Source organism: Bradyrhizobium guangdongense (assembly GCF_004114975.1).
GTDB lineage: Bacteria > Pseudomonadota > Alphaproteobacteria > Rhizobiales > Xanthobacteraceae > Bradyrhizobium > Bradyrhizobium guangdongense.
Genome location: NZ_CP030051.1, coordinates 920,843 through 947,289, shown reverse-complemented (window position 1 = coordinate 947,289; position 26,447 = coordinate 920,843). Strand labels below are relative to the sequence as shown.

At 64.7% G+C, this 26,447-nt stretch carries 28 protein-coding genes, 1 other RNA gene and 1 pseudogene; 20 read left to right on the top strand and 10 right to left on the bottom strand.

What is annotated here, in order from left to right:
- The first annotated feature begins 6 nt into the window (after positions 1 to 6).
- The 12 genes from yidC (at position 7) to dapE (ending at position 10,743) form a co-directional block, all read left to right on the top strand.
- Positions 7 to 1,863: a membrane protein insertase YidC gene (gene yidC, locus X265_RS04510; protein WP_128963812.1), complete on the top strand. Its 1,857-nt coding sequence runs from the start codon at positions 7 to 9 to the stop codon at positions 1,861 to 1,863.
- Between the two features lie 142 nt (positions 1,864 to 2,005).
- Positions 2,006 to 2,659, top strand: a complete 654-nt coding sequence (gene yihA, locus X265_RS04505; RefSeq protein ID WP_128963811.1) for a ribosome biogenesis GTP-binding protein YihA/YsxC — start codon at positions 2,006 to 2,008, stop codon at positions 2,657 to 2,659.
- Positions 2,659 to 3,018 carry a DUF423 domain-containing protein gene (locus X265_RS04500; protein ID WP_128963810.1) on the top strand — a complete coding sequence of 120 codons (360 nt, stop codon included), beginning with the start codon at positions 2,659 to 2,661 and terminating at the stop codon, positions 3,016 to 3,018. The genes yihA and X265_RS04500 overlap by 1 nt, the downstream gene beginning before the upstream one ends.
- A gap of 207 nt (positions 3,019 to 3,225) precedes the next feature.
- Positions 3,226 to 4,113, top strand: a complete 888-nt coding sequence (gene argB / locus X265_RS04495) for an acetylglutamate kinase (protein ID WP_128963809.1) — start codon at positions 3,226 to 3,228, stop codon at positions 4,111 to 4,113.
- Positions 4,114 to 4,193: 80 nt separating this feature from the next.
- The gene (locus X265_RS04490) at positions 4,194 to 5,180 is read left to right on the top strand and encodes a DUF1036 domain-containing protein (protein WP_128969140.1); all 987 of its coding nucleotides are present in this window, start codon (positions 4,194 to 4,196) and stop codon (positions 5,178 to 5,180) included.
- A gap of 14 nt (positions 5,181 to 5,194) precedes the next feature.
- Positions 5,195 to 5,884 carry a pyrimidine 5'-nucleotidase gene (locus X265_RS04485; protein ID WP_128963808.1) on the top strand — a complete coding sequence of 230 codons (690 nt, stop codon included), beginning with the start codon at positions 5,195 to 5,197 and terminating at the stop codon, positions 5,882 to 5,884.
- A gap of 23 nt (positions 5,885 to 5,907) precedes the next feature.
- Positions 5,908 to 6,828 (top strand): LysR family transcriptional regulator, encoded by a 921-nt coding sequence (locus X265_RS04480; protein ID WP_128963807.1) that lies wholly within the window; start codon positions 5,908 to 5,910, stop codon positions 6,826 to 6,828.
- A 105-nt stretch (positions 6,829 to 6,933) separates the two neighbouring features.
- A complete protein-coding gene (locus tag X265_RS04475; RefSeq protein ID WP_128963806.1) occupies positions 6,934 to 7,299 on the top strand; it encodes a carboxymuconolactone decarboxylase family protein in 366 nt (121 codons plus the stop codon).
- The gene (locus tag X265_RS04470; RefSeq protein ID WP_128963805.1) at positions 7,296 to 7,739 is read left to right on the top strand and encodes a DUF302 domain-containing protein; all 444 of its coding nucleotides are present in this window, start codon (positions 7,296 to 7,298) and stop codon (positions 7,737 to 7,739) included. Before X265_RS04475 ends, X265_RS04470 begins: the two co-directional genes overlap by 4 nt.
- 144 nt (positions 7,740 to 7,883) lie before the next feature.
- Complete coding sequence (gene dapD, locus X265_RS04465) at positions 7,884 to 8,729, top strand: 2,3,4,5-tetrahydropyridine-2,6-dicarboxylate N-succinyltransferase (RefSeq protein ID WP_128963804.1); 846 nt, start codon at positions 7,884 to 7,886, stop codon at positions 8,727 to 8,729.
- A gap of 257 nt (positions 8,730 to 8,986) precedes the next feature.
- Complete coding sequence (locus X265_RS04460; protein WP_128963803.1) at positions 8,987 to 9,580, top strand: DUF805 domain-containing protein; 594 nt, start codon at positions 8,987 to 8,989, stop codon at positions 9,578 to 9,580.
- On the top strand, positions 9,577 to 10,743 hold the full coding sequence (dapE, locus tag X265_RS04455; protein ID WP_128963802.1) for a succinyl-diaminopimelate desuccinylase: 1,167 nt from the start codon (positions 9,577 to 9,579) through the stop codon (positions 10,741 to 10,743). The genes X265_RS04460 and dapE overlap by 4 nt, the downstream gene beginning before the upstream one ends.
- Before the next feature lie 158 nt (positions 10,744 to 10,901).
- Here the strand turns inward: dapE and truA are convergent, their stop codons facing one another.
- The 3 genes from truA to def form a co-directional block, all read right to left on the bottom strand.
- Entirely contained in the window at positions 10,902 to 11,639 is a 738-nt protein-coding gene (gene truA / locus X265_RS04450; protein WP_128963801.1) for a tRNA pseudouridine(38-40) synthase TruA, read from the bottom strand.
- On the bottom strand, positions 11,639 to 12,562 hold the full coding sequence (gene fmt, locus X265_RS04445) for a methionyl-tRNA formyltransferase (protein WP_128963800.1): 924 nt from the start codon (positions 12,560 to 12,562) through the stop codon (positions 11,639 to 11,641). Before fmt ends, truA begins: the two co-directional genes overlap by 1 nt.
- Positions 12,563 to 12,778: 216 nt before the next feature.
- The gene (gene def, locus X265_RS04440; RefSeq protein ID WP_092292773.1) at positions 12,779 to 13,303 is read right to left on the bottom strand and encodes a peptide deformylase; all 525 of its coding nucleotides are present in this window, start codon (positions 13,301 to 13,303) and stop codon (positions 12,779 to 12,781) included.
- 172 nt (positions 13,304 to 13,475) lie between these two features.
- On the opposite strand from def, the gene X265_RS04435 reads away from it, so the two are divergent.
- Both X265_RS04435 and X265_RS04430 read left to right on the top strand, forming a co-directional pair.
- The gene (locus tag X265_RS04435) at positions 13,476 to 14,675 is read left to right on the top strand and encodes a DNA recombination protein RmuC (RefSeq protein WP_128963799.1); all 1,200 of its coding nucleotides are present in this window, start codon (positions 13,476 to 13,478) and stop codon (positions 14,673 to 14,675) included.
- A 177-nt stretch (positions 14,676 to 14,852) separates the two neighbouring features.
- Entirely contained in the window at positions 14,853 to 16,217 is a 1,365-nt protein-coding gene (locus X265_RS04430) for an AmpG family muropeptide MFS transporter (RefSeq protein ID WP_128963798.1), read from the top strand.
- Positions 16,218 to 16,343: 126 nt separating this feature from the next.
- On the opposite strand, the gene X265_RS04425 is transcribed toward X265_RS04430, so the two are convergent.
- The 5 genes from X265_RS04425 to ffs form a co-directional block, all read right to left on the bottom strand.
- Positions 16,344 to 16,778: a hypothetical protein gene (locus X265_RS04425; protein ID WP_128963797.1), complete on the bottom strand. Its 435-nt coding sequence runs from the start codon at positions 16,776 to 16,778 to the stop codon at positions 16,344 to 16,346.
- A gap of 87 nt (positions 16,779 to 16,865) precedes the next feature.
- Entirely contained in the window at positions 16,866 to 17,468 is a 603-nt protein-coding gene (gene recR, locus X265_RS04420; protein ID WP_128963796.1) for a recombination mediator RecR, read from the bottom strand.
- 1 nt (position 17,469) lies between these two features.
- Positions 17,470 to 17,790 (bottom strand): YbaB/EbfC family nucleoid-associated protein, encoded by a 321-nt coding sequence (locus tag X265_RS04415; protein ID WP_128963795.1) that lies wholly within the window; start codon positions 17,788 to 17,790, stop codon positions 17,470 to 17,472.
- A gap of 26 nt (positions 17,791 to 17,816) precedes the next feature.
- On the bottom strand, positions 17,817 to 19,652 hold the full coding sequence (locus X265_RS04410; protein ID WP_128963794.1) for a DNA polymerase III subunit gamma/tau: 1,836 nt from the start codon (positions 19,650 to 19,652) through the stop codon (positions 17,817 to 17,819).
- A 95-nt stretch (positions 19,653 to 19,747) separates the two neighbouring features.
- Positions 19,748 to 19,844, bottom strand: an RNA gene (gene ffs / locus X265_RS04405) — signal recognition particle sRNA small type.
- 168 nt (positions 19,845 to 20,012) lie between these two features.
- On the opposite strand from ffs, the pseudogene X265_RS41200 reads away from it, so the two are divergent.
- The 6 genes and pseudogenes from X265_RS41200 to X265_RS04375 all read left to right on the top strand — a co-directional run.
- Positions 20,013 to 20,096 (top strand): annotated as a pseudogene (locus tag X265_RS41200) (amino acid ABC transporter ATP-binding protein); the annotation flags it as partial.
- Complete coding sequence (locus tag X265_RS04395; protein ID WP_128963793.1) at positions 20,096 to 20,851, top strand: SDR family NAD(P)-dependent oxidoreductase; 756 nt, start codon at positions 20,096 to 20,098, stop codon at positions 20,849 to 20,851. The pseudogene X265_RS41200 and the gene X265_RS04395, both read left to right, overlap by 1 nt.
- Positions 20,852 to 21,096: 245 nt before the next feature.
- Complete coding sequence (locus X265_RS04390; RefSeq protein ID WP_128963792.1) at positions 21,097 to 21,513, top strand: HIT family protein; 417 nt, start codon at positions 21,097 to 21,099, stop codon at positions 21,511 to 21,513.
- 11 nt (positions 21,514 to 21,524) lie between these two features.
- Positions 21,525 to 22,463 (top strand): NAD(+) diphosphatase, encoded by a 939-nt coding sequence (gene nudC, locus X265_RS04385; RefSeq protein ID WP_128963791.1) that lies wholly within the window; start codon positions 21,525 to 21,527, stop codon positions 22,461 to 22,463.
- 6 nt (positions 22,464 to 22,469) lie between these two features.
- Positions 22,470 to 23,393, top strand: coding sequence for a sugar kinase (locus X265_RS04380; protein ID WP_128963790.1), 924 nt, complete (start codon positions 22,470 to 22,472; stop codon positions 23,391 to 23,393).
- Positions 23,394 to 23,490: 97 nt separating this feature from the next.
- Complete coding sequence (locus tag X265_RS04375) at positions 23,491 to 24,000, top strand: Lrp/AsnC family transcriptional regulator (protein WP_128963789.1); 510 nt, start codon at positions 23,491 to 23,493, stop codon at positions 23,998 to 24,000.
- A gap of 158 nt (positions 24,001 to 24,158) precedes the next feature.
- Here the strand turns inward: X265_RS04375 and X265_RS04370 are convergent, their stop codons facing one another.
- Both X265_RS04370 and X265_RS04365 read right to left on the bottom strand, forming a co-directional pair.
- Complete coding sequence (locus X265_RS04370; RefSeq protein ID WP_128963788.1) at positions 24,159 to 25,658, bottom strand: phosphomannomutase/phosphoglucomutase; 1,500 nt, start codon at positions 25,656 to 25,658, stop codon at positions 24,159 to 24,161.
- 173 nt (positions 25,659 to 25,831) lie between these two features.
- Complete coding sequence (locus tag X265_RS04365; RefSeq protein ID WP_188637448.1) at positions 25,832 to 26,344, bottom strand: TIGR02281 family clan AA aspartic protease; 513 nt, start codon at positions 26,342 to 26,344, stop codon at positions 25,832 to 25,834.
- Positions 26,345 to 26,447 lie beyond the last annotated feature (103 nt).

Below are 26,447 nucleotides of genomic sequence, written 5' to 3'. Positions count from 1 at the left end.
ATCGAGATGACCGACAATCGCAATACCATCCTCGCCGTCATTCTGTCCGGCCTGGTGCTGATCGCCTGGCAGTACTTCTACAACGTGCCGGCGATGGAGAAGCAGCGCGCCCAGCAGCAGGCGCAGGCGGAGCTCCAAAAGGCCAATCCGCAGCCGACGGCCTCCGCGACGCCTGGCACCACATCGCAGCAAGCGGGCGGCGCGACCCAGCCATCAGCGGCTCCGGGCGCAAACCAGCCAGCCCAGCCGACCGTGAGCCGCGAGACCGCGATCGCAGCGACCCCGCGCGTCAAGATCGACACACCGCGCATTGCCGGCAGCATCTCGCTGAAGGGCGGGCGCATCGACGACATCGCGCTGGTGCAATTCCGCGAAACCGTCGATCCGAAGTCGCCGCCGATCATTCTTTATTCTCCGTCTGGTACGGCTGAGCCCTATTACGCCGAGTTCGGCTGGGTGCCGGCAACGGGCGTGACGGCCAAGCTGCCTGATGCCCAAACCCTCTGGCAGCAGGACGGCAGCGGCAGCCTGACGCCGACCACGCCGGTGAAGCTGAAATGGGACAATGGCGAAGGCCTCACCTTCCGCCGCACCATCTCGGTCGACGACCATTACCTCTTCAGCATCAAGGACGAGGTGAGCAATGTCGGCAACGCACCGGTCACGCTCTATCCGTTCGCGCTGATCTCGCGCCACGGCACGCCGCACGTCTCGGGCTATTACATCCTGCATGAAGGCCTGATCGGCTATCTCGGCGACCACGGCTTGCAGGAATACGCCTACAAGAAGATCGACGAAGCCAAGAAGGTCGACTTCAAGGCCACCAATGGCTGGCTCGGCATCACCGACAAGTACTGGGCCTCGGCGCTGCTGCCCGACACCAATGCCCAGCTCCAGGCGAGCTTTTCGTCGACCCTCGCCAACAACATCCGGGGCTATCAGACCGATTATCTGCTCGATCCCGTCACCGTCGCGATCGGCGGCACCGCGACCGCAAATGCGCGGCTGTTCGCCGGCGCCAAGGAAGCCGGCGTCGTCGGCGTGTTCCCGTTCGCAGGCCTCGGCGGCTACAACAAGGAGCTCGGCCTCAACCATTTCGACCTGTTGATCGACTGGGGCTGGTTCTACTTCATCACCAAGCCGATGTTCCTCGGCCTCGACTTCTTCTACCGTTTCTTTGGCAATTTCGGCATCTCGATCCTGCTCGTCACCGTCATCGTGAAGCTGTTGTTCTTCCCGCTGGCGAACAAGTCCTACGCCTCGATGGCGAAGATGAAGTCGATCCAGCCGCAGCTTCAGGCGCTGAAAGAGCGTTATCCCGACGACAAGGTGAAGCAACAGCAGGAGATGATGGAGATCTACCGCAAGGAGAAGATCAATCCGGTCGCCGGCTGTCTTCCCGTGGTGATCCAGATCCCGGTGTTCTTCTCGCTCTACAAGGTGCTGTTCGTCACCATCGAGATGCGGCACGCGCCATTCTTCGGCTGGATCAAGGACCTCTCCGCGCCTGATCCGACCAATCTGTTCACGCTGTTCGGGCTGATCCCGTTCGATCCGACCACGCTGCCGGTGTTCGGCCATTATCTCGCGCTCGGTATCTGGCCGATCATCATGGGCATCACGATGTGGTTCCAGATGAAGCTGAACCCGACGCCGCCGGATCCGACGCAGCAGATCATCTTCAACTGGATGCCTCTGATCTTCACCTTCATGCTGGCGGGCTTCCCCGCGGGCCTCGTGATCTACTGGGCCTGGAACAACACGCTCTCGGTGCTCCAGCAGAGCTTCATCATGCGCCGCAACGGTGTGAAGGTGGAGCTGTTCGATAATCTCAAAGCGACGTTCGCGAGGAAAGCGACGTAGCCGTCATTGCGAGGAGCTCGTGACAAAATTGCAAAGCAATTTTGCACTGAAGCTCCGAAGCAATCCAGAGTCCCCTCTGCGGATACATTCCTGGATTGCTTCGCTTTGCTCGCAATGACGCAAGGAAACAGCGAGCCTTCGCATGACCGACGACAAAGATGCGAAGCTGATCGAGGCCGGGCGAAAGCTGTTCGCGCGCGACTGGCAGTTCATCTGGGCTTCGCCCTCGATCGAGACGCTGCCGCCGATGGCGGGGCCGGAGATTGCGTTTGCCGGCCGCTCCAATGTCGGGAAGTCGAGCCTGATCAACGCGCTGACCGGGCGTAATGCGCTGGCGCGCACCTCGCATACCCCGGGGCGCACCCAGGAGCTGATCTTCTTCGAGGTCCCCGGCAAGACCGACCTTCGCCTCGTCGACATGCCCGGCTATGGCTATGCCAAGGCGCCCAAGAGCCAGGTCGCGTCCTGGACCGAGCTGATCCATACATTCCTGCTGGGCCGCGCCTCGCTCGCGCGCGTCTACGTGTTGATCGATGCGCGCCATGGCCTCAAGGATGTCGACCTCGAGGTGCTGAAGACGCTCGACCGCTCCGCCGTCAGCTATCAGATCGTGCTGACCAAGGCCGACCAGGTGAAGGCCTCCGAGTTGCAATCACGCATCGCCGAGACCGAAGCCGCGCTCGCCACGCATCCGGCTGCGTTCCCGAACGTCATCGCGACCTCGTCGCGCTCGTCGAGCGGGATGGCCGAGCTGCGCGCCGCCATGGCCAAGCTGCTGGAAGAGCGAAGCTCGTGATGGCGCGCCTGCTGATTGCGCTCGCCGGCCTGATGGGCGCCGCCGGCGTCGCGCTGGCCGCCGCCTCCGCTCACGGCACCGACGCCAGCCGGCTTGCCTCCGCAAGCGCCATGCTGCTGTTTCATGCAACTGCCATATTGGCGGTGGCGGCCTTGCTCGCGCGCGGCCTTCTGCACGGCGGAATTGGCCTGATCGCCGCGTTCGGCTTCGTGATCGGCGCGGCGCTGTTCGCGGGCGATCTCACCTTGCGGCAATATGCCGGGCATTCGCTGTTTCCGTTCGCGGCGCCGACAGGGGGGACGGCGATGATTGCGAGCTGGCTGGCGGTGACGCTGGCGGCGGTGGTGGCGGCGAAGTAGGTCTCATGTCCCGGACGCGGCGCAGCGCTTCAGCGGTGCGCCGCTGAGCCGGGGCCCATGCCGCTTCTGGGTCCCGGCTCAGCGGCGCGGCACTACGCGCCGCACCGCGTCCGGGACATGAGAGCAGCATGCCAGCCACGCTTTGCGCCTCGCCCGCCAATCGGATAGAAGGCGAACCCGCGTTAGTCCCGCCAGCGAGACCGTGACATGACCGACATCTCCCCGCTCGACCAGGCCCGCATCCTGTCCGAAGCGCTGCCGCACATGCAGCAGTACGACGAAGAAACCATCGTCATCAAATATGGCGGCCATGCCATGGGCGACGAGGAGACCGCGAAGAATTTTGCCCGCGACATCGTGCTGCTCGAGCAGACTGCGATCAATCCGGTCGTGGTGCATGGCGGCGGGCCGCAGATCGCGACCATGCTCAAGCGCCTCGGCATTCAATCGGAGTTCGCAGCGGGCTTGCGCATCACCGATGCCGCGACCATCGAGGTCGTCGAGATGGTGCTGGCCGGCTCGGTCAACAAGCAGATCGTCGGCTACATCAACGATGCCGGCGGCAAGGCCGTCGGCCTCTGCGGCAAGGACGGCAACATGGTGAAGGCGTCGAAGACGACCCGCACCATGGTCGATCCGGATTCGCACATCGAGAAGGTGGTCGATCTCGGCTTCGTCGGCGACCCCGAAAAGGTCGACCTCACCCTGCTCAACCAGCTGATCGGCTACGAGCTGATCCCGGTGCTGGCGCCGCTTGCCACGTCGCATGACGGCCAGACGCTGAACGTCAACGGCGACACCTTTGCCGGCGCGATCGCGGGCGCGCTGAAGGCCAAGCGCCTGCTGCTGCTCACCGACGTGCCCGGTGTGCTCGACAAGTCGAAGAAGCTGATCCCCGAAATGTCGGTCAAGGACGCACGCAAGCTGATTGCCGACGGCACCATTTCCGGGGGCATGATCCCGAAGGTCGAGACCTGCATCTACGCGCTTGAGCAGGGCGTCGAGGGCGTCGTCATCATCGACGGCAAGATGCAACACGCAGTGCTGCTCGAGCTCTTCACCAACCAGGGCACGGGAACGCTGATCCACAAGTGACCGACAAGACGACAGGAGCGACGGGGATCGCCGGGCCGAAGGCGCGGTACCCCAGCCGCTCGCCCCTCACGCGTCTGCTGATGACGCTGCCGGCCGCCGCCGTCTCGTTCGTCTTTTCCTCCGCGCCGGCCTTGGCCGATCTGAAGATCTGCAACCGCATGTCCTATGTCGTCGAGGCCGCGATCGGCATCGACGACAAGGCGGCGACGGCGACGCGGGGCTGGTTCAGGATCGATCCTGCGACCTGTCGCGTGGTGGTGCAGGGCACGCTCACCGCCGACCGCATCCTGCTCAATGCCCGCGCGCTCGGCGTCTATGGCGCCTCACCGATTCCGCAGAACGGCCGCGACATGCTGTGCGTGGCCCAGGACAATTTCGTCATCGCGGCCGCGCGGCAGTGCCGTAGCGGTCAGACGCAGGCACCGTTCACACAAGTGACGCCGACGCAGGCCGACGACGGCAATCTCGTCGCCTATCTCGCCGAGGACTCCGAATATGACGACGAGCAGGCGCGGCTTGCCGGTATCCAGCGGCTGCTGGTGATCGCCGGCTATGACGTCGGCGCGATCGACGGCGTCGACGGACCGAAGACGCAAGGAGCACTCGCCGCATTCCTGAAGAGCCGCGGGCTGTCCTCGGACGTGGTCGGCTCGCCGAACTTCTTCAAGACCATGGTCGATGCGGCGCAGACGCCGTCCACCAGCGGTCTCACCTGGTGCAACGACACGCCTCACAAGGTGATGGCGGCCATCGCGACCGACGACGGCAAGTCCGTGACCAGCCGGGGCTGGTACCGCATCGATCCCAAGACATGCCTGCACCCTGACATTGCCGGCCAGCCCAAGCAGATCTTCAGCTTCGCGGAAGCCGTCGATGCCGACAACCGCGCCATCAAGCTGAAGGACAGACCGCTGAACTGGGGCGGCGACAAGCAGCTCTGCACCCGCGACACCAAGTTCGAGACCACCGAGCAGGCCGATTGCGGCGCGCGCGGATTTGCCGCGACCGGTTTTGGGCCCGTGGATATGAGCAGCGGCGGCAAGACGCTGCGCTTTGCGTTGCCCTGATTGAGAGCGTTCCGATGAAATCCCCCCGCACGTTCGCTCACGTCGACACCTGGGTGTTCGATCTCGACAACACGCTGTATCCGCATCACGTCAATCTGTGGCAGCAGGTCGACGCCAGAATCGGCGAGTTCGTGTGCAATTGGCTGAACGTTGGCCCTGCAGAAGCGCGCAACATCCAGAAGGATTATTACCGGCGCTTCGGCACCACCATGCGCGGCATGATGACCCTGCATGGCGTTCGCGCCGACGATTATCTCGCTTACGTCCACAAGATCGACCATTCGCCGCTGGAGCCGAACCCGGCCCTCGGCGAAGCCATCGCAAAGCTGCCCGGACGCAAGCTGATCCTGACCAACGGCTCGGTCGACCATGTCGATGCGGTGCTGGCGCGGCTTGGTCTCGCCAGCCATTTCGACGGCGTGTTCGACATCATCGCCGCCGAATTCGAGCCCAAGCCGGCGGCGCAGACCTACCGGAAATTCCTCGCCGATCATGCGGTCGACCCGACGCGCGCGGCGATGTTCGAGGACCTCGCCCGCAACCTGACCGTTCCGCACGAGCTCGGCATGACCACCGTGCTGGTGGTGCCTGACGGCACCAAGGACGTGGTGCGTGAGGACTGGGAACTGGAGGGCCGCGATGCGGCCCATGTCGATCACGTCACGGACAATCTGGCAGGATTCCTGCGATCGCTCACCGACTGAGTGCAACCACGCGAGGAGCAAAGGTGTCCCGCAAGCCGCCAGAGTTACCTGCCACGGGCCTGTCCGACATCGAGTGGGACGATCTGCGCTATTTCCTGAACCTTGCCCGCGAGAAGAGCCTATCCGGCACCGCACGAAAACTCGGCACGACGCAGCCAACCATGAGTCGCCGGCTTGAGCTGTTCGAAAAGAAACTCGGCGCGGTGCTGTTTCAACGCAAGCCATCCGGCCTTGAGCTTACCGACACCGGACGGCAAATACTCGACCATGCAGCAAGGATGGAAGAGGCTGCGCTTGCCGCGCAGCGAATCGCGACCGGCAGCAGCGCCGGAATCACGGGCACCGTCCGCCTCACATCGGCCGAGTGGATCGGCGCGCGAGTTCTCTCGCCGCTGCTCGCGGAATTCTGCACCATGCATCCCGGAATGAGTGTCGAGTTCGTCACGGATGCCGAAGCGCTGAGCCTGACCCGGCGCGAGGTCGACATCGCGGTGCGCTTCGTTCGCTTTCAGCAGGAAGGATTGGTGCAACGGAAGATCGGCAGTCTTCCGTTCGGACTCTATGCCTCCCCTGGCTATCTCGAGGCGCGCGGCTTCCCGGATTTCAAGCAAGGCGGTGCCGACGTGGCCCTCATCGCCATGAATGCGGCACTCGCCGAAACGGTCGCCGAGACAAAATGGCTGCGCCAGCATTTTCCGAATGCCCACATTGCCTTCCGCAGCAACAGCCGCGACGGCCAGGCGGCGGCCGCAGCGAACGGCGCCGGCCTTGCATGCCTGCCGCAATGTCTCGCCCGGGCGTATCCGGCCCTGCGCGCCATCGCGACAGCTACACCAATTCCCAGCCGTGACGTGTGGCTTGGATTTCACCGCGATACGCGCGCAATCCCGCGGGTACGCAGCGTCGTGGACTTCCTGGCCGAACGGATGCCTCACCTCAGCTGATGACCTCCTGCCGACGTATGGTGGCCATACGGCCGCAGCCGATGGGCGTCACCACGATCGCCGACTATCTGTTCTCCGACGCCACTATGATCGAGGAGATCCGAGATGTTGGACTGGAAACACTATCAAGGCGAGCTGCTTGCGCGTATCGGTGACATCGGCAAGTTGAGCCCCGACACAGTCAAGGGCTATCGTGCCCTCAGCGCTGCCGGCGCACAGACCGGTCAGCTCGACAACAAGACTCGCGAGCTGATCGCACTCGCAGCCGCCGTAACCGCGCGCTGCGACGGCTGTATCGCCGTGCATGCCGACGCCGCAGCGAAGTACGGCGCCAGCCGCGAGGAGCTGGCGGAAGCATTGGGCGTCGCGATTGCGATCGGGGCCGGAGCTGCGCTGGTTTATTCGGCCCGGACGCTCGACGCATTCGAGGCCAACAGGACAGCGAAGCAGAACGAAGGGGCTGTCCAATGACGGAGCCTCGACTTCAGGCTGTCGGCTTTTCCGAGCCGGGCGGCATGGCCGCTTCGTTCCAGCACGTGCGCGTCGGCACGCTGCCGGTCGAGGAGGTCGTGGCACGCCTCAAGGAAAAGATCATTGCAGCCGACCTCTGGGTGCTGCACGAGATCGATCCGCAGATGCTGCTGCATCGCGGCGGCTATGATATCGGCCCGGTACGGCAAATCCTCTTCTTCCACCCGCGCCTGATGTCTCGCCTGCTGGCAGCCGATTCGGCAGCGCTGCTTGAGGCGCCTCTGAAGTTCGCGGTTATCGGCTTCCCTGAGGGACGAACCGAGCTGCGCTGGCTCGATCCCGCCCGGGCCTTCGCGCGATACGGCTCGCCCGCGCTGACGGCGCTCGGCGAGGAATTGGCCGGCAATTTCGAGGCCATTGTCGGCGGCCTGGGCTTCTGAAGACCCGCTGAAGCGGCCATGTTCCGGGTGCATCGACAGGTCCCCGGAACATAGCGGGTCGCGTTCTTGACTCTCTCGGCCCAAATCCCGAAAAAGCCCCCTCGATTTCCCCTAAGACAACTCCGGTTTCGAGGAAGCCCTCCGATGTCCCTGTCCGCCCTGGAATCCACCATCAACAGCGCCTTCGACGCGCGCGAGACCATCTCGACCTCGACCAAGGGCGAGGTGTGCGACGCCGTGAACCAGTCGCTGGAGATTCTGGACCGGGGCGAGGCGCGCGTCGCCGAGCGCGGCACCGACGGCAAGTGGAAGGTCAATCAGTGGCTGAAGAAGGCCGTGCTGCTGTCCTTCCGCCTCAATGACATGGACGTCATTCCCGGCGGCCCGGGCCAGGCGAACTGGTGGGACAAGGTGCCCTCGAAGTTCGAAGGCTGGGGGCCCAACCGTTTTCGCGACGCCGGTTTCCGCGCGGTGCCGGGCGCGGTGGTGCGCCGCTCGGCCTTCATCGCCAAGAACGTCGTGCTGATGCCGTCCTTCGTCAATCTCGGTGCTTACGTCGATGAGAGCACCATGGTGGACACCTGGGCCACCGTCGGCTCCTGCGCGCAGATCGGCAAGCGCGTGCACATCTCCGGCGGCGCCGGCATCGGCGGCGTGCTCGAGCCGCTGCAGGCCGAGCCCGTGATCATCGAAGACGATTGCTTCATCGGCGCGCGCTCGGAGGTCGCCGAAGGCGTGATCGTACGCAAGGGCGCGGTGCTGGCGATGGGTGTGTTCCTGGGCGCCTCGACCAAGATCGTCGACCGCGAGACCGGCGAAGTCTTCATGGGTGAAGTGCCTGAATATTCGGTTGTCGTGCCCGGCGCGCTGCCCGGCAAGCCGATGAAGAACGGCCAGATCGGCCCGAGCACCGCCTGCGCCGTGATCGTCAAGCGCGTCGACGAGCGCACGCGCTCGAAGACCAGCATCAACGAGCTGCTGCGGGACTGAGCCTCCCTCCACCCCCTCTCCCCGTTCTTACGGGGAGAGGGTTGGGGTGAGGGGCCTCTCTCAACGAATGAGATGGCCACGAGACCTGTACCCCCTCACCCGGATTGCTCAGGCGCGCAGTCGCGCGCCAAAGCAATCCGACCTCTCCCCGCAAGCGGGGCGAGGTAAAGCAAGCCCGCGCGGCCTTCTTCATCGAACCCTCTCTGCCTCCATCGCGACCAATTCCTGGGTGCTTTCTCTCGCCCGGAGCCTTTCGCATGGACTGGACCTGGTATCTCTTCCGCTTCGAGGGCCGCATCAACCGGGCCAAATATTGGCTGGCCGGGCTCATCATCGTCTGCTGGATGATCTTCCTGGCGGCCATCGTGGCGGCGCTCGGTGCCCGCTCGTTCGGTTTCGCGGTCGACGACATCTTCAAGGCCGTCGATCCCGACAACTATCGCACGCTGTCGCGCACCGACCTCCCGTTGGTCGTGGCCAAGGTGATCGGCACGCCGCTGTTTGCGTGGGTGTTCGCCGCAACGTCCATCAAGCGGCTGCATGACCGCGACAAGAGCGCCTGGTGGGTGCTGCCCTTTTTCGTCCTTCCCGGACTGATCAACCAGTTCGTGGACCGGATCGGCAACGGCTATATCGGTTTCGCGCTGGCCCTGATCTCATTCGTGCTCGCGACCTGGGGCGGGATCGAACTGCTGTTCTTCCGCGGCTCGAGGAAGACCAACCGCTTCGGCGCCGATCCGCTCTACGTCTCGCCCGCGGGCAAGCCGGGTTGGGATCAGCAACGCGAGCTCGAAATGTCCACGCAGAAGGCTGGCCCGCCGCCGCAATGGCGTGTTAAGCCGGAAGCATGACCGATGCTCTCTCCATTGCCCGCGACCTCATCCGCTGCCCCTCGGTAACCCCTCAAGACGCCGGCGCGCTCGGCGTGCTTGAAAAAGCCTTGATCGCAGCCGGCTTCACCTGTCACCGCGTGACCTTCAGCGAGGAAGGCACCGCCGACGTCGACAATCTCTATGCGCGGATCGGCACCGATGGACCGCACATCACCTTCGCCGGCCATACCGACGTGGTGCCGCCGGGCGACGAGAGCGCCTGGAGCGTCGGCGCGTTCTCCGGCGAGGTGAAGGACGGCTTCCTGCACGGCCGCGGCGCTGTGGACATGAAGGGCGGCATTGCCTGCTCCGTCGCCGCGGTGTTGGAGCATCTTGCGGCGAACGGCGGCAAACCGCGCGCGGATGGTAAAGGCTCGATCTCGTTCCTGATCACCGGCGACGAGGAAGACGTCTCCATCAACGGCACCATCAAGCTCTTGAAATGGGCCGCCGAGCGCGGCGAAAAATTCGATCATTGCGTGCTGGGCGAGCCCTCCAATGTCGAGTCGCTCGGCGACACCATCAAGGTCGGCCGGCGCGGCTCGCAATCGGGCACGCTTTACGTCGACGGTGTGCAGGGCCATGTCGCCTATCCGCACCGCGCGGCCAATCCGGTGCCAGATATTTCGCGGCTCATCGTGGCGATCTCGGACGAGCCCCTCGACCATGGCAGCGCGCAGTTTCAGGCTTCCAATCTCGAATTCGTCTCGGTCGACGTCGGCAACAAGGCCTTCAACGTCATCCCCGGCGAGGCCCGCGCCAGGTTCAACATCCGTTACAACGACAACCACACACAAGCGTCCTTGCGCGAGCTGGTCGAGACCCGCCTCGCCAAAGCCTGCGGCAACCGCATCAAGGCCCGCATCGTCTGGGAGCCGTCGAACTCCAACGTGTTCGTCACCAAGCCCGGCCCGTTCACCGATCTCGCGGTGTCGGCGATCGAGGAGGTGACAGGCCGCAAGCCGGAGCTGTCGACCTCCGGCGGCACCTCGGACGCCCGCTTCATCTCGAGCTACTGCCCGGTGATCGAGTTCGGCCTGGTCGGCCAGACCATGCACCAGGTCGATGAGCGCGTGCCGGTGACGGATCTGGAGAAGCTGACCAAGGTCTATCGCGGGATTCTGACGCGGTATTTTGGGTGAGGCGCTGCTGCCGCATCGACCACCACCGTCATCGCCCGGCTTGACCAGGCGATCCAGTACTCCGAGACGGCAGTGATAGAACCGAGAGGGCGCGGGGTACTGGATGCCCCGCCTTCGCGGGGCATGACACCGAGAAGGCTGCGCCAGCTTGCGCCTCTCTAGTAATCCACCTTCATCAAATACAGCCCCTCTGGCGGAGCGACGATGCCGCAGGCTGAGCGGTTACGCGCGGCGAGTGCTGCGGAGAGGTCGTCTGCGGTCCAGCGGCCTTCGCCGACCCAGACCAGCGAGCCCACCATCGAGCGCACCTGGCTGTGCAGGAACGAGCGCGCCGACGTGACGATGATGATCTCGCGGCCGTCGCGCATCACGTCGAGCTGGTCGAGCGTCTTCTCCGGAGATTTGGCCTGGCACTCGGTGTCGCGGAAGGTGGTGAAGTCGTGCTTGCCGAGCAGGCGCTGCGCTGCTGCATGCATCGCATCGGCATCGAGCTTGCGCGGCACGCGCCAGGCGTGGCCGACGTCGAGCGCGAGATTGGCGCGGGTGTTGACGACGCGATAGCGATAGTGCCGCTTCACCGCCGAGAAACGCGCTTCGAAGCTGTCGGGCACGATCTCCGCCTCGAGCACCGCGATCGGATGCGGGCGCAGATGCGCGTTCAAGCCATCACGAAAGCGCCCCGGCGGAAACTGCTTCTCGACATCGACGTGCGCGACCTGGCCGCGCGCATGCACGCCGGCATCGGTGCGACCGGCGCCGTGCACCCGCAGATCGGCGCCGGTCATCGCCTTCACGGCCGCTTCCAGTGCACCCTGCACCGAGGGCAGCGTGTCCTGCACCTGCCAGCCGAAGAACGGCGCGCCGTCATATTCGATGGTGAGCTTGTAGCGCGGCATCAGGAAAGCCGCATCGGCGGCTTCACAGGGACGCCACGCAGGAAGTCGGTGGCCTGCATCCGCGCCTTGCCTTCGCGCTGCAGCTCGAGAACGCGGATGGCGCCCTCCCCGCAGGCGATCGTGAGCTGATCGTCCAGCACCGTGCCCGGATCGCCCGAGCCTTTGGCCAACTCGCAGCGCAGGATTTTTACCCGAGCGTTCTCAAGCTCGGCCCAGGCGCCGGGGAACGGCGACAAGCCGTGGATGTGGCGCAGCACCGCGTGCGCGGGCTTGCTCCAGTCGATCCGCGCTTCGGCCTTGTCGATCTTGGCCGCATAGGTGACGCCGTCCTCGCTCTGCTTCTTCAGCTGGAGCCCGCCGCGGTCGAGCGCGGCCATCGCGCGCACCATCAGATCGGCGCCGAGGCGGGAGAGGCGATCATGCAGATCGAGCGCGGTCATGTTGTCCGAGATGGCAAGGCGCTCGGCCATGGCGACGTCGCCGGTATCGAGGCCGATATCCATCTTCATCACCATGACGCCGCTCTCGGCATCGCCCGCCATGATGGCGCGGTTGATCGGCGCGGCGCCGCGCCAGCGCGGCAAGAGCGAGGCATGCAGATTGTAGCAGCCGAGTTTGGGCGCATCGAGGATCGCCTGCGGCAGGATCATGCCGTAGGCGACGACGACGGCCGCATCGGCGTCGAACCCACGAAACTCTTCCAGCGCTTCCTCCGTCTTCAGCGTCTTCGGCGTCAGCACAGGCACGCCGAGCTTTCGCGCGGCCTCCTCGACCGGGGTCGGCTGCATCTGCAGCCCGCGCCGGCCGCCCGGCTTCGGTGCACGGGTGTACACGGCCACGATCTCGTGGCCGTGCGCGACCAGTTCGAGCAGCGTCGGCACCGAGAAATCGGGCGTGCCCATGAAGATCAGGCGGAGGGGCATCAACAGAACTCGCTGCGTTCCCTCCCCCTTGTGGGGGAGGGTGGGGGAGAGGGGTGCCACACGACGCGCTCTCTCGCCGTGAGCGCGGGCGCTTTGTTGTTGGCACTCCGAGAATCGAGAGCACCATTTGCTGGTCTACCCCTCTCCCCCACCCTCCCCCACAAGGGGGAGGGAGCGCAGGGGAGCGTGGGACAACACCAGTCGGTTACAATTGACTCACTCAGCGCGCTTGGCGGCTTTCTCGAACTTCTTGATCACGCGGTCGCGCTTGAGCTTTGACAGATAGTCGACGAACAACACGCCGTTGAGATGGTCGATCTCGTGCTGGATGCAGGTGGCGTAAAGGCCTTCGGCGTCCTCCTCGTGCACCTTGCCGTCGAGGTCGGTGAAGCGCACGCGCACCTTCGCCGGCCGCTCGACCTCCTCGTAATATTCAGGGATCGACAGGCAGCCTTCCTCGTAGGTGGAGAGCTCCTCGGACGAGGCGAGGATCTCCGGATTGATGAAGACGCGCGGCTCCGGCTTGGTCTCACCGTCCTGGTTGGGCTTGGCGAGGTCCATGGTGATCAGCCGCAGCGGCTGCGCGATCTGGATCGCCGCCAGGCCAATGCCGGGCGCGTCGTACATGGTCTCGAACATGTCGTCGGCAAGCTTGCGGATCTCCGAGGTGACCTTCTCGATCGGCTTGGAGACCAGACGCAGCTGCTTGTCGGGCAGGATGATGATTTCTCTGAGGGCCATGGCGGGCGATTTAAGCCGCGCGCGACAAGCGGTCAATGCGGCCGGGAACACGTTAACGCTCCGCTAACCATAAAACTTCAGCTTTCGTTAACCATAAAAACGAGGGGACCGTTAACCGAGCCCGTTCCCTCTTCGTTCGCCCTTGGCCGCCGAATCGGCTAGAAGGGCAGCCATGAACGATATCATTTTCATGCTGGGCGACTGGCCGGTGCGCACGATCGATGCGCTGATCGGCTTCGGCGCGCTCGTCCTCATCCTGTTGGTGGTGATTGCCGTCGTGATCGCGCGATCCGGGCGCCGCGGCGCGGAACTCGCGATGGCGAGTGCGATCCGGGCCGACGAGCTGGAGGAGCGGCTCGCCCAGGTCCTGCACGCCCAGAGCGAAGCCTCGGGCAGGGTCGATGCCATGACCCAGGCCCTGGCCGGCCGGCAGGCGGAGATGGCGCGGGCGGTCAACGAGCGGCTGGATTCGGTGACCCATCGGGTCGGCCAGTCCATGGAACATTCGACCCGCAACACCATGGAGAGCCTGCGCGCGCTGCATGAGCGGCTCGGAATTATCGACAGCGCACACAAGAACCTCACCGACCTCACTACGCAGGTGACGACCTTGCGCGACGTGCTCGCCAACAAGCAGTCGCGCGGCGCCTTCGGCCAGGCCCGGATGGAGGCGATCGTCCAGGACGGTCTTCCCAAAGGGTCCTACGAATTCCAGTTCACGCTTTCGACCGGAAAGCGGCCGGACTGCGTCGTATTCCTGCCCGACCAGCGCCCGCTCTGCATCGACGCGAAATTCCCGCTGGAAGCGATGACCGCGCTGCACGACGCCCGCACCGACGAGGAGAAGCGCCTTGCCACGCAACGGCTGCGCGGCGACGTGATGAAGCATGTCAGCGACATCGCCGAAAAATACCTCGTCACCGGTGAAACCCAGGAGATGGCGCTCATGTTCGTGCCGTCGGAATCGGTCTACGCCGAGATCCATGACGGTTTCGACGACGTAATCCAGAAAGCCTATCGCGCCCGCGTGGTGCTGGTTTCGCCTTCGCTGCTGATGCTCGCGATCCAGGTGATGCAGCAGATCATGAAGGATGCACGCATGCGCGACGCCGCCGACCTGATCCAGACCGAGGTGATCAAGCTCGGCGATGATCTGGGCCGCCTGCGCGACCGCGTGCTGAAATTGCAGAAGCATTTCGCCGACGCGAACGAGGATGTCCGACAGATCCTGATCTCGGCCGACAAGATCGAGAAGCGCGCGGGGCGGATCGAGGAGCTGGATTTCAGCAAGACCGACACACCGGCGGAGGGCCCGCGGCTGGTGGCGGGAGCGGGCGAGCTGTTTCCAAGGAAGCTCCAGGCGGGGGAGTGAGCCGCTCACCTCTCCCCGCTTGCGGGGAGAGGTCGGATCGCTCTTGCGATCCGGGTGAGGGGTACAGGTCCGTCGTCGCCTCCCGTGTGGAGAGATGCCCCTCACCCCAACCCTCTCCCCGTAAGAACGGGGAGAGGGAGATGAGGCAGCGCCCCCAGAATCTGCTAACACCTTCCTATGACTGCACCCGACGCGACTTCGCCCGCCGGCACCGATGCCCCCGCAACGTCCTGGCGCGACAGCCTGGCCGTTTATCTGCAACCGCGAGTGCTGATCGTGCTGTTCCTCGGATTCTCCTCGGGGCTGCCGCTGGCGCTGTCGGGATCGACGCTCTTGGTGTGGATGCGCGAGGCCGGTGTCGATCTCAAGACCATCGGGCTGTTCGCGCTGGTCGGCACGCCCTACACGCTGAAATTCCTGTGGGCGCCGCTGGTGGATGCGCTGCATGTGCCGCTGTTCACCCGCGCCTTCGGGCGGCGGCGCGGCTGGCTGCTGTTCTCGCAGATACTGCTGATCGTCGCGATCCTGCTGCTGGCGATGACCAATCCCGCCAGTTCGCCATTCTACGTTGCACTCGGCGCGCTGCTGGTGGCGACGACGTCGTCGACCCAGGACATCGTGGTCGATGCCTTCCGCGTCGAGAGCCTGCCGGAGAGCGAGCAGGCGGCCGGCATGGCGTCTTACGTCGCGGCGTATCGCATCGGCATGCTGGTCTCGACTGCGGGTGCGCTGTTCATCGTCTCGGGCTTCGAGAGCAGCGGCATTCCACGTCCGTCAGCCTGGATGTGGGGCTATGTGGTGATGGCGGCGATGGTGCTGATCGGAACGGTCACGGCGCTGGTCGCGACCGAGCCTGAGCAATCCGTGCAGGCGGAAGCGGCGACGCACGACGAGACCGCGTTCACGCGCGTGCTGCACGCGGCAATCGGCGCCTTCTCGGAATTCCTGTCGCGCAAGGATGCGCTCGCCGCGCTCGCTTTCGTGGTGCTGTTCAAGTTCACCGACGCGTTCTCCGGCACCATGACGGCGCCATTCGTGATCGACCTCGGCTTCACCCGCAACGATTACGCGGCGATCGTGAAGGGCGTCGGTCTCGCCGCCACCCTGATCGGTGGTTTTGCCGGCGGCTTCGTCGCGCGGCGCTATTCGCTGGCGACCTCGCTCTGGCTGGGCGGCGTGGTGCAGGCGCTGGCCAACCTCACCTTCTCCTGGCTCGCGGTGGTCGGCACCAATCAATGGGCGCTGGCGCTCGCGATCTGCGCCGAGAACTTCACCAGCGCAGTCGGCACCGTGATCTTCGTCGCCTATCTCTCCGCCCTGTGTCAGAACCCGCTGCACACCGCGACGCAATATGCGCTGCTCACCGCACTTGCGGCGGTGGGACGGACCTATCTCTCGTCGGGCGCCGGCTTCGTCGCCAGCGCAACCGGCTGGCCATTGTTCTTCGTGATCTGCGTGCTGGTGGCGATCCCGAGCCTGGTGCTGCTGGCCTGGCTGCAGAAGCGCGGGCACTTCGAGGCGCTGGGGCCAGTGAGGGTGTGACGCGGCGCTCTCCCTTGTCATTGCGAGCGAAGCGAAGCAATCCAGAAATGCATCCGCGGAAAGACTCTGGATTGCTTCGTCGCAAGGGCTCCTCGCAATGACAGGGAGAGAGCGGTTCGCTCCCTACTACTTCTTCACCAAGCTCCACTTCGTCACCACGGCCTCGCTCATCTGGCCGGGATCGCTGGCGCAGGTGATCTCGTCCACCTTGACCGAGATCTCCTTGCCCACGAACGATTTCAGCTGCGAGGCCTGCGCGTCGCTGGAGGTGACGAGCTGGAACGTCTCGGGCCCGGTCTCGAGATCGCACAGCCCGTTCGGCGCCGGCAGGCGGCGCGGCTCGGAGGTGATCTGGTACATCGCTATCCGCTTGCCGGCGTTCTTGACGTCGCGAATCTTCATGGCGTTCAGCTCGCCCGAGAGCACCTCGCCGGCGCTGATCGGCTTGCCGGGCTTCGGGGGCGGCGGCGCCTCGTCCTCCTGCTGCGCGGCGATCGCCGGGGTCACCAGCAGCAGCATCGTCGCGACCAAAGCAAAGCGTGTGGCGAAAAGTTTCGTCATGTCGTCCGTTCCGTAAGTCTGGATGGAGATTCTCGTTTTGACGCGTTTTCTTCACGCGAACCGGGATCCACTTCGCTCGAAAACGCTCTAGAACAGGGTCCGCTGCCGCATCGCTGCCGATAGGGTGCCCTCATCGAGATAATCAAGCTCGCCACCGACAGGTACACCGTGCGCGAGCCGGGTTATTTTGACGTTGGCGTCCTGAAGAAGGTCGGTGATGTAATGCGCGGTGGTTTGGCCGTCGACGGTCGCATTCAGCGCCAGGATGATCTCGTGCACCTCGGCTGCATGCGCACGCGCGACCAGCGCGTCGATGGTCAGGTCCTGCGGACCGACGCCGTCGAGCGGCGACAGCGTCGCTCCCAGCACGTGGTAGCGCCCTTGCGTCGCATTGGCTCGCTCCAGCGCCCAGAGATCGGCAACGTCGGCGACGACGACGATGATCGCCGGGTCGCGCTTCGGATCCGTGCAGACCGTGCAGGGATTTTGCGTGTCGATGTTGCCGCAGGTCTTGCAGACCTGGACCTTGTCGAGCGCGACCTGCAAGGCGGAGGACAGCGGCATCATCAGCGCTTCGCGCTTCTTGATCAGATGCAGCGCCGCGCGCCGCGCGGAGCGCGGACCCAGGCCCGGCAGCCGTGCGAGAAGCTGAACCAGCCGCTCGATCTCAGGACCTGCAACCGCGCCCATGTTACTGGCCGAACAGCCCCGGCGGCAGGCCGAGCCCGCCGGTGAGCGACTGCATCTTCTCCTGCATCGCGGTCTCGGCCTTGCGGCGGGCATCACCGAGCGCCGTGACGAGCAGATCTTCCAGAACCTCGCGCTCTTCGGCCTTCATCAGCGAGGGATCGATCTTGATGCCCTTGACGTCCATCTTCGCGGTCATGCGCACGGAGACCAGGCCGCCGCCCGAGATGCCTTCGACCTCCACATTGGCGAGAGATTCCTGCATCTCCTGCATCTTGGATTGCAGCTGCGCCGCCTGCTTCATCATGCCGAGAAAATCAGCCATGGGTATTCGTCCTTGGAAAGAGTGGCTCAGAGATCGTCGTCGGAACCGTCGATCGGATCGTCGCTGCCATAGTCCGCGTTAATATTGGATTCCGGCGTCTCGGGGGCAAGCTTGCGGACCTCGACGACCTTTGCACCGGGGAAGCGCGACAGCACCTCCTGCACGCGCGGGTCGGCCTCTGCCGTGCGCGCATGTTCCTGCTTCGCCGCCTGGTTTACCGAGCGCAGCGTCGGCTGGCCCTGCTCGTTGGATACGATGATGGTCCAGCGCCGGCCGGTCCACGTCTCGAATTTCCGCGCAAGCTCGGTGACCATGGCCTTCGAGGCGTTCGGCTCGAGCGCGATTTCGAGCCGGCCCTCCTCAAAACGGACGAGGCGCATGTCGCCTTCCAGCGCGGCCTTGGTCATGACGTCGCGCTTCTGACTGGCAAGCGCGACGAGCTGGGTGAAGCTCGTGATGCGCAGCTGGGGAGCCGCACCTTGCGGATCCGGCGCGGGCGCCGCCATTTGCGGCCGCGCGGCACCGCCGAACGCTGAGGGCGATGACGTCGGCATGCGAACTGGCGCAGCTGACGTAACGGATGCAGCTGAGGCCATCGGCGCAGACGGCGCGTTACTGCGTGCCGCACCGCCTCCGCTCACGACCGGCGAGCCACCGCCGTTCTGTTCCAGCATCCGGATCGCTTCGTCAGGCGCCGGCAGGTCGGCGACATAGGCGATGCGCACCAGCACCATCTCGGCGGCCGCGGCGGGGCGCGTCGCACCCTGGACCTCGGTGATGCCCTTGAGCAGCATCTGCCACATCCGCGAGAGCACCCGCATCGAGATCTTCGCGGCAAATTCCTTGGCGCGCACACGCTCGGTCTCGCCATAGGCGACGTTGTCGGCCGTAGCAGGCACGATCTTCACGCGGGTGACGAAATTGACGAACTCGGCAAGGTCCGAGAGCACAACGATGGGATCGGCGCCGACGTCGTATTGATCGCGGAATTCCTTGAAGGCCGCGGCGATATCGCCGCGCGCCAGCGACTCGAACAGGTCGATGACGCGGGTGCGGTCGGCGAGGCCCAGCATCTGCCTGACTGCATCGGCCTTCACCTGCCCCGCCGCATGCGCGATCGCCTGATCGAGTAGCGACAGCGAATCGCGCACCGAGCCTTCCGCGGCGCGCGCGATGATGCCGAGCGCTTCCGGCTCGATCTCGACGTTTTCCTTGGCCGCGATGTTGGCAAGGTGCTTCATCAGCACATCGGCCTCGACGCGGCGCAGATCGAAACGCTGGCAGCGCGACAGCACGGTGACCGGAACCTTGCGGATCTCGGTCGTCGCGAACACGAATTTGGCGTGCTCCGGCGGCTCCTCCAGCGTCTTCAGGAAGGCGTTGAACGCCGCCGTCGACAGCATGTGGACTTCGTCGATGATGTAGACCTTGTAGCGGGCGCTGGCCGGCGCATAGCGCACGCTGTCATTGATCTGGCGGACGTCGTCGACGCCGGTATGCGAGGCCGCGTCCATCTCCAGCACGTCCATGTGCCGGCTTTCCATGATCGCCTGGCAGTGCACGCCCAGCGTCGGCATGTGGATAGTCGGGCCCTTCACCGAGCCGTCCGGCATCTCGTAGTTGAGCGCGCGGGCCAGAATGCGCGCGGTGGTGGTCTTGCCCACGCCGCGGACGCCGGTGAGGATCCAGGCCTGCGGAATCCGCCCGGTCTCGAACGCATTGGAGACGGTGCGGACCACGGCCTCCTGGCCGATCAGATCGTCGAAGCTTGAGGGGCGGTATTTGCGCGCCAGCACCCGGTAGGGTGCGTTGCCGGCGGGGCCGGCGCTGTCGGGATTTTGAGGGGCGCCAGCGTCGGTCATCGGTCGATCCGCAATGAAATCTCTCTCGGCCGGCTTTTGCGGAAAGGAGCGCGCTGGCGGGAGGCCCGCCGGCGCTGGTTCGCTCGAAAAAACAGGTAGGAGACTGACGAGCGACCCGATCCGGACCTCGTTAGGGCTGCTTCCTTCCGGACCTGACCCGGTTGGCGAGTGGCTCGTCCACCGCCAATCTCCCGGTCCCTATTTGGGGCCAAAGGACGCGGAAAGCAAGCGGGTATCGGCTTGAACAGGTTGAGTTTGCCCAGCATCCGGGCATTTCCTGACCTGCCCAGCCGATAGGCTTACGCTTTCGCTGGTCGGACCACCTTGCTAAGAACGGCCGCCGGAACTCCATCCGAGCGTAATCCGCAGGAGTCGGCGAGGCGCACCTTCCTCAGCCATTTCCACCGCACCGGCGCCCTGCCGCCGGCTATCACAGCATCCTGATGTCAGACATCACCCGCGTCTATCTCGTCACCGGCGCCGCCAGCGGAATCGGCCGCGCCACCGCAAAGCTACTTGCCGCACCCGGCATCGCGCTTCTGTTGCACACGCGCGCGAACGCGGAAGGTCTCGATGCCACCGCGGCTGAGGCCGAAGCGAAGGGTGCGGTCGTTGCAAAGTGCCTCGGCGATCTCGCAGAGGAAGCAGCCGTCATCAATGCCATCGCCGCCGCGCAAGTCGCGTTCAGCCGCCTCGACGGATTGATCCTGGTCGGCGGCCACGCCCGCCGCGGCAGCGCCATCGGCATGCCGGCGAATCAGTTCCGCCAGGCGATGGACGAATCCGCGCTGGCCTTCACGCGCATGGTCGAGGCTGCACTTCCGTTGCTGCGTGCCGGACAAGACCGGCGCATCGTGGCGGTGTCGTCCTTCGTGGCGCATGCGATCCGGCCCGAATTCGCGCCGTTCGCGGCAACCGCGGCAAGCCGCTCCGCGCTGGAAGCACTGGTGAGACTCACCGCCATGGAGCTCGCGAAGGACGGCATAACCGTCAACGCGGTTTCGCCTGGCCTCATCGTCAAGGACAAGCCCAGCGAGAGCCGGCTATCGCCGGATCAGATCGCGGCGACAGAGGCGCTGATCCCGATGCGCCGCCGAGGACGGCCGGAGGAGGTCGCCGCGGTCGTCGCCTTCCTGGCATCTGCAAAAGCATCCTACGTCACCGGGCAGGTCTGGCACGTCAACGGAGGCCTGACATGACCGAAGCAATCGTCTAGCGCGTGTTGCTGGAGCTGACGTCGAGCGGCGGCGCGATCGGCCGACATGGCATTGCTCGACATCTCGAAGCGATTCGGAAACAATTCCGCGCGCGCTCGAGGCGCGCTTGTCCGGTACGACGACCGTGTATGCGGTGACAGCGGGGCACGATCCTTCCCCTCAGGGAATCGGTATCGTATGGTCGGAGCCGAACACGCCCGCTCCCATCGGGCCATCCGGAAGCATCCATGTCCGAACCCACCTGGTCGCTGCACTCCCGCCTGAAAGAGGACACCATCGACATCGGCGATCTGCCGCTGTCGAAGGTGCTGGTCATCAAGGACGCGCACTATCCCTGGCTGCTGCTGGTGCCGCGGGTGGATGCAGTCGAGATCATCGATCTCGACGAAGTGCAGCAGGCGCAATTGATGACGGAGATCTCCCGCGTCTCGCGCGCGCTGAAGGAGATCACCAAATGCGACAAGCTCAATGTCGCAGCGCTCGGCAACCTCGTGCCGCAGCTTCACGTCCACATCATCGCGCGCCGCACCAGCGATGCCGCCTGGCCGCGGCCGGTCTGGGGCGTGATGCCGCCGCTGGCCCATGATGCCGCAGAGGTTCAGAATTTCATCAGCGCGCTTCGCCGAAAAATCTGGTTGGGTTGAAAGAACAAGAAATGTCAGCATTCGACGCGTTTCCGCTGGGGCAACCAGCCTTCGTTACCAACATCCTCGATCGCGCCGCGCATCTGCGCCGCGACGACGAAAAACTCTTCGCGATGGAGCAGAAATCCTCGTCGCGTGCCTACGTCGTCTACCGCGACTCGCTCGTGGTGAAGCGCGAGAGCGACAAGGTGCGCGCGCTGCTCTCGATCGACGAAGCGCTGAAATGCGGCGCCAATCCCGGCACGATCTTCCTCGGCCTGCGCGATGGCGCGGCGATATTCGGCATGGGTCTCGCCCAGGCCGCCGCCGAGAAGCTGCTCGGCCGCGAGGACTACACCGTCACTGAACTGCGCGGCATGGCGATGCAGGGTGCGATCCCGCCTGACGAGCTCTCGGCGATCGCAATGGCGAAGTCGATGGTCAGCTGGCATCAGCGCCACGGCTATTGCGCCAATTGCGGCACGCGTACCGCGATGAAGGAAGGTGGCTGGAAACGCGACTGCCCCGCCTGCAAGGCCGAGCATTTTCCGCGCACCGATCCGGTCGTGATCATGCTCGTGGCATCAGGCGAAAAATGCCTGCTCGGCCGACAGAAGCAGTTTCCGCCGGGCATGTATTCCTGCCTCGCCGGCTTCGTCGAGGCCGCCGAAACCATCGAAGACGCGGTTCGCCGCGAGATCTTCGAAGAGTCGGGCATTCGCTGCACCGACGTGCAGTACTACATGACGCAGCCCTGGCCGTATCCGTCATCCCTGATGATCGGCTGCAGCGCGCGGGCGGTGAGCGAGGACATCGTCGTTGATCGCATGGAGCTGGAAGATGCGCGCTGGTTCTCGCGCGAGGAAGCGGCCCTGATGCTGAAGCGGACGCACCCGGACGGGCTCGCCGGCCCGCATCCGTTTGCCATCGCCCATCACCTGCTCGGCCGCTGGGTGCACGACAAGAGCTGACCGGCGATGGCGCCATCCGAGATCGCGCCGCGCATCCTCTGCGTGGGCATGCCCGTGCGCGACCTCACCTTTCGTGTGGAGGTCGTGCCGGCGCGCGGCAGCAAGGCAAATGCGACGCATATGACCGAGATCTGCGGTGGCAACGCGCTCAATGCTGCGATCGCCATCGCGCGGCTCGGCGGGCGCGTCGCGTTTGCCGGACCGATGGGCGACGCGCGGGAAACGTCGAGCGACTTCATTCTCGACCAGATGGCGACTGAGGGCATCGACACCGCACATATCGTGCGCATACCGCGCGCGGCGACACCCGTCTCCGCGATCATCATCGACGCATCAGGCGAACGAACGCTGACGATCTATCGCGATCCCGCGCTGTGGACCGTGAAGCTAGCAGATGCAGCCGAACTCCTCGCGGATTGCCAGGCCGTCCTGGTCGAGAGCCGCTGCGGCGCCTTTTGCAACGATATTTGCACCGAGGCGCACCGGCGCGGCATTCCCGTGATCGTCGGTGTCGACCGGGCGATGGCGCTGACCGACGTCCTGCTGAAGGCCGCCTCGCATCTGCTGTTCGCCAGCGAGCAGGCGCAGGAAACCGCCGGCGTCGCCGGCGACGCCGAAGCCTTGAAGCGCTTGGCCAAGCTGACGCCAGCCTTCCTCGCCGCCACCCGCGGCCCACGCGGCACGATCTGGCTGAACGAGACGGGCACGCTGGAGGAGACGCCGGCCTTTCCGGTCGAGGCGGTCGATACGCTCGGGGCCGGCGACGTCTTCCACGGCGCTTTCACGCTTCGGCTCGCCGAGGGCGCCGGGGTGCCGGACGCGCTGCGATTCGCCGCGGCCGCCGCAGCTCTGAAATGCACCCGGCATGGCGGCGGCACCGCCGCGCCCCAACGCATTGAAGTTGAACAGTTTTTATGTGATCGCCGTTAGAGCCTTTGCAGGGGCGCGCTGAGATTATGGGCTTGCGATAGAAGATTTTCCTCTATATGACGGAAATCAGCCATCATATTGGAACAAAGTTCTTCAAATGACCGATGCCGCCGTCCAGATCCCTGAGACCAGCCGCCGCCTCGATGCCATCGACCGCAAGATCCTGATGGTACTCCAGGAGGATGCCTCCCTGTCGGTAGCCGAAATCGGCGACCGTGTTGGCCTGTCCTCGACCCCATGCTGGAAGCGCATCCAGCGCCTGGAGGCGGACGGCGTGATCCTGAAACGGGTCGCGCTGGTCGATCAGAACAAGATCGGGCTGGGTATCTCCGTGTTCGTGTCGGTGGAGAGCTCCGATCATTCCGACGCCTGGCTCAAGAGATTCGCCGAGGCGGTCAGCGCGATGCCCGAGGTGATGGAGTTCTATCGCATGGCCGGCGACGTCGATTACATGCTGCGCGTCGTGGTCGCGGACATGCAGGCCTACGACGTCTTCTACAAGAAGCTGATCGCCGCCGTGCCGCTGAAGAACGTCACCTCGCGCTTCGCGATGGAGAAGATCAAGTCGGTGACGACGCTGCCGATCCCTGCCGTGGTGGCGGCGTAAGGCGCACCATACAGATGCTGTCATCGCCCGGCGAAGACCGGACGATCCGGTCTTCCAGAGACAGTGCGGGGATACGGAGAAGCCGCAGCGTACTGGATGCCCCGGTGAAGCCGGAGCATGACAGCGGTGTGAGAGGCCTGCATCACGCCTCCCTCACCTCAAATCTTCTGATTGTACTCGCCGACTTCGGGATGGGTGCGCAGCACGCTGTTCACCATCTCGAACATGTCGTGCATGCGCTGCTCGGAGACGGGGCTCTCGACCACGACCACCAGTTCGGGCTTGTTGGAGGAGGCACGCACCAGCCCCCAGCTGCCGTCCTCGACAGTGACGCGCACGCCGTTCACCGTGACGAGATCGCGGATCGATTGCCCGCCGATCTTGGCGCCCTTGGCCTGCAGGCTTTCGAAGTGCTTCACGACCTTGTCGATGACGCTGTACTTCACCTCGTCGGCGCAGTGCGGTGACATCGTGGGCGATGACCAGGTCTTTGGCAGCGCGTTCTTCAGGTCCGCCATCGACTTGCCGGGCGCGCGGTCGAGCATGTCGCAGATCGCGATCGCCGAAACCAGGCCGTCGTCATAGCCACGGCCGTAGGGCTTGTTGAAGAAGAAGTGGCCGGACTTCTCGAATCCCGCGAGCGCGCCCGTCTCGTTGGTGCGGCGCTTCATGTAGGAATGGCCGGTCTTCCAATAGGCGGTTTTGGCGCCCTGCTTCTGCAGCACCGGATCGGTGATGAACAGGCCGGTCGACTTCACATCGACGATGAACTGCGCGTCCTTGTGGATCGCCGACATGTCGCGCGCCAGCATCACGCCGACCTTGTCGGCAAAGATCTCCTCGCCGGTGTTGTCGACGACGCCGCAGCGATCGCCGTCACCATCGAAGCCGAGGCCGACATCGGCCTTGTGATGCAGCACCGCATCGCGGATCGCGTGCAGCATCTCCATGTCTTCGGGGTTCGGATTGTATTTCGGGAAGGTGTGGTCGAGCTCGGTGTCGAGCGGGATCACCTCGCAGCCGATCGCCTCCAGCACCTGCGGCGCGAACGCGCCGGCAGTGCCGTTGCCGCAAGCCGCAACGACCTTGAGCTTGCGTTTGAGCTTCGGACGATTGGTGAGATCGGCGATGTAGCGCGCCGGATAATTCTCGTGGAACTGGTAGGAGCCGCCCGCCTTGTTCTTGAACGCGGCGTTGAGCACGATTTCCTTCAACCGCGTCATTTCGTCGGGGCCGAAGGTCAACGGACGGTTGGCGCCCATCTTCACGCCGGTCCAGCCATTGTCGTTATGCGAGGCGGTCACCATGGCGACCGCGGGCACGTCGAGGTCGAACTGCGCGAAATACGCCATTGGCGTCACCGCAAGCCCGATGTCGTGCACCTTGCAGCCCGCGGCCATCAGGCCGGAGATCAGCGCATATTTGATTGAGGCCGAATAGCCGCGGAAATCATGGCCTGTGACGATCTCCGGCTTGACGCCGAGCTCGGCGATCAGCGCGCCCAACCCCATGCCGAGCGCCTGGATCCCCATCAGGTTGATTTCCTTCTGGAACAGCCAGCGCGCGTCGTATTCGCGAAAACCGGTCGGCTTCACCATCGGTTCGGATTCGAAGGCGTAGGTGTTGGGCAAAAGCACGGATTTCGGCTTGGGAAACATGGAGACGGTCTCGTGAAAGGGGCTTGAATTGGTGCAGCCTTAGCGAATGCCGGGCCGCAGCGGAAGGCAGGAATAAAGGCTTATGGCTGACAATTGCGGCAGTTTGGCAACGAAAAGCGGGGCCCGCGGATGGTCAGCGCAAGACCAAACTATCCGGGCGCTACTGCCCGACCCTACTGCTCCAGCACCATCTGGCCGTTGGCGTATTCAAAACGCCTGAGACGCGACAGGAAGGAGAGGCCCAGCAGGTTCTCCGACAGCGCCGCGTCGGGGAGCACCATGGCATCGACGTCGCGCACGATGAGGCCGCCGACATCAAGCATCGCGATGCGGGTGCGCGCGGCCTTGATGGTGCCGTTCGCGGTGGTGACCGTGGCGTTGTATTCGCTGCGCGAGGGACGTAGGCCGAAGCGCGCGGCCGAGGTCTCGTTCAGCGCCACAGCGGAGGCGCCGGTGTCGACCATGAAGCCGATGCGCTGACCGTCGATGCGGCCTTCGGCCTGGAAGTGGCCGCGAATGTCGCGGGGGATGTTGAGGCTGCGGCCGCCAGCTGGCGCGGTCGCCGCGACCGCAACGGTCGTGCGTGGCACTGAGGTGGCGGACGCGGAGCTCACCCTGTCCGCCATCTGCGCCATGAAGGTGCCGAGGCCGATCATGATGGCCGCGAAGATCATAATGTTACGCATCACACCACTTCCGAGCCGGAGAGCTCGATTTCACCACGCGGCACGCCCGCCCGCGAGCGAACGCCCGGCGGAGCCGGCGCTATTTTGACGAAAAGGATGAGCG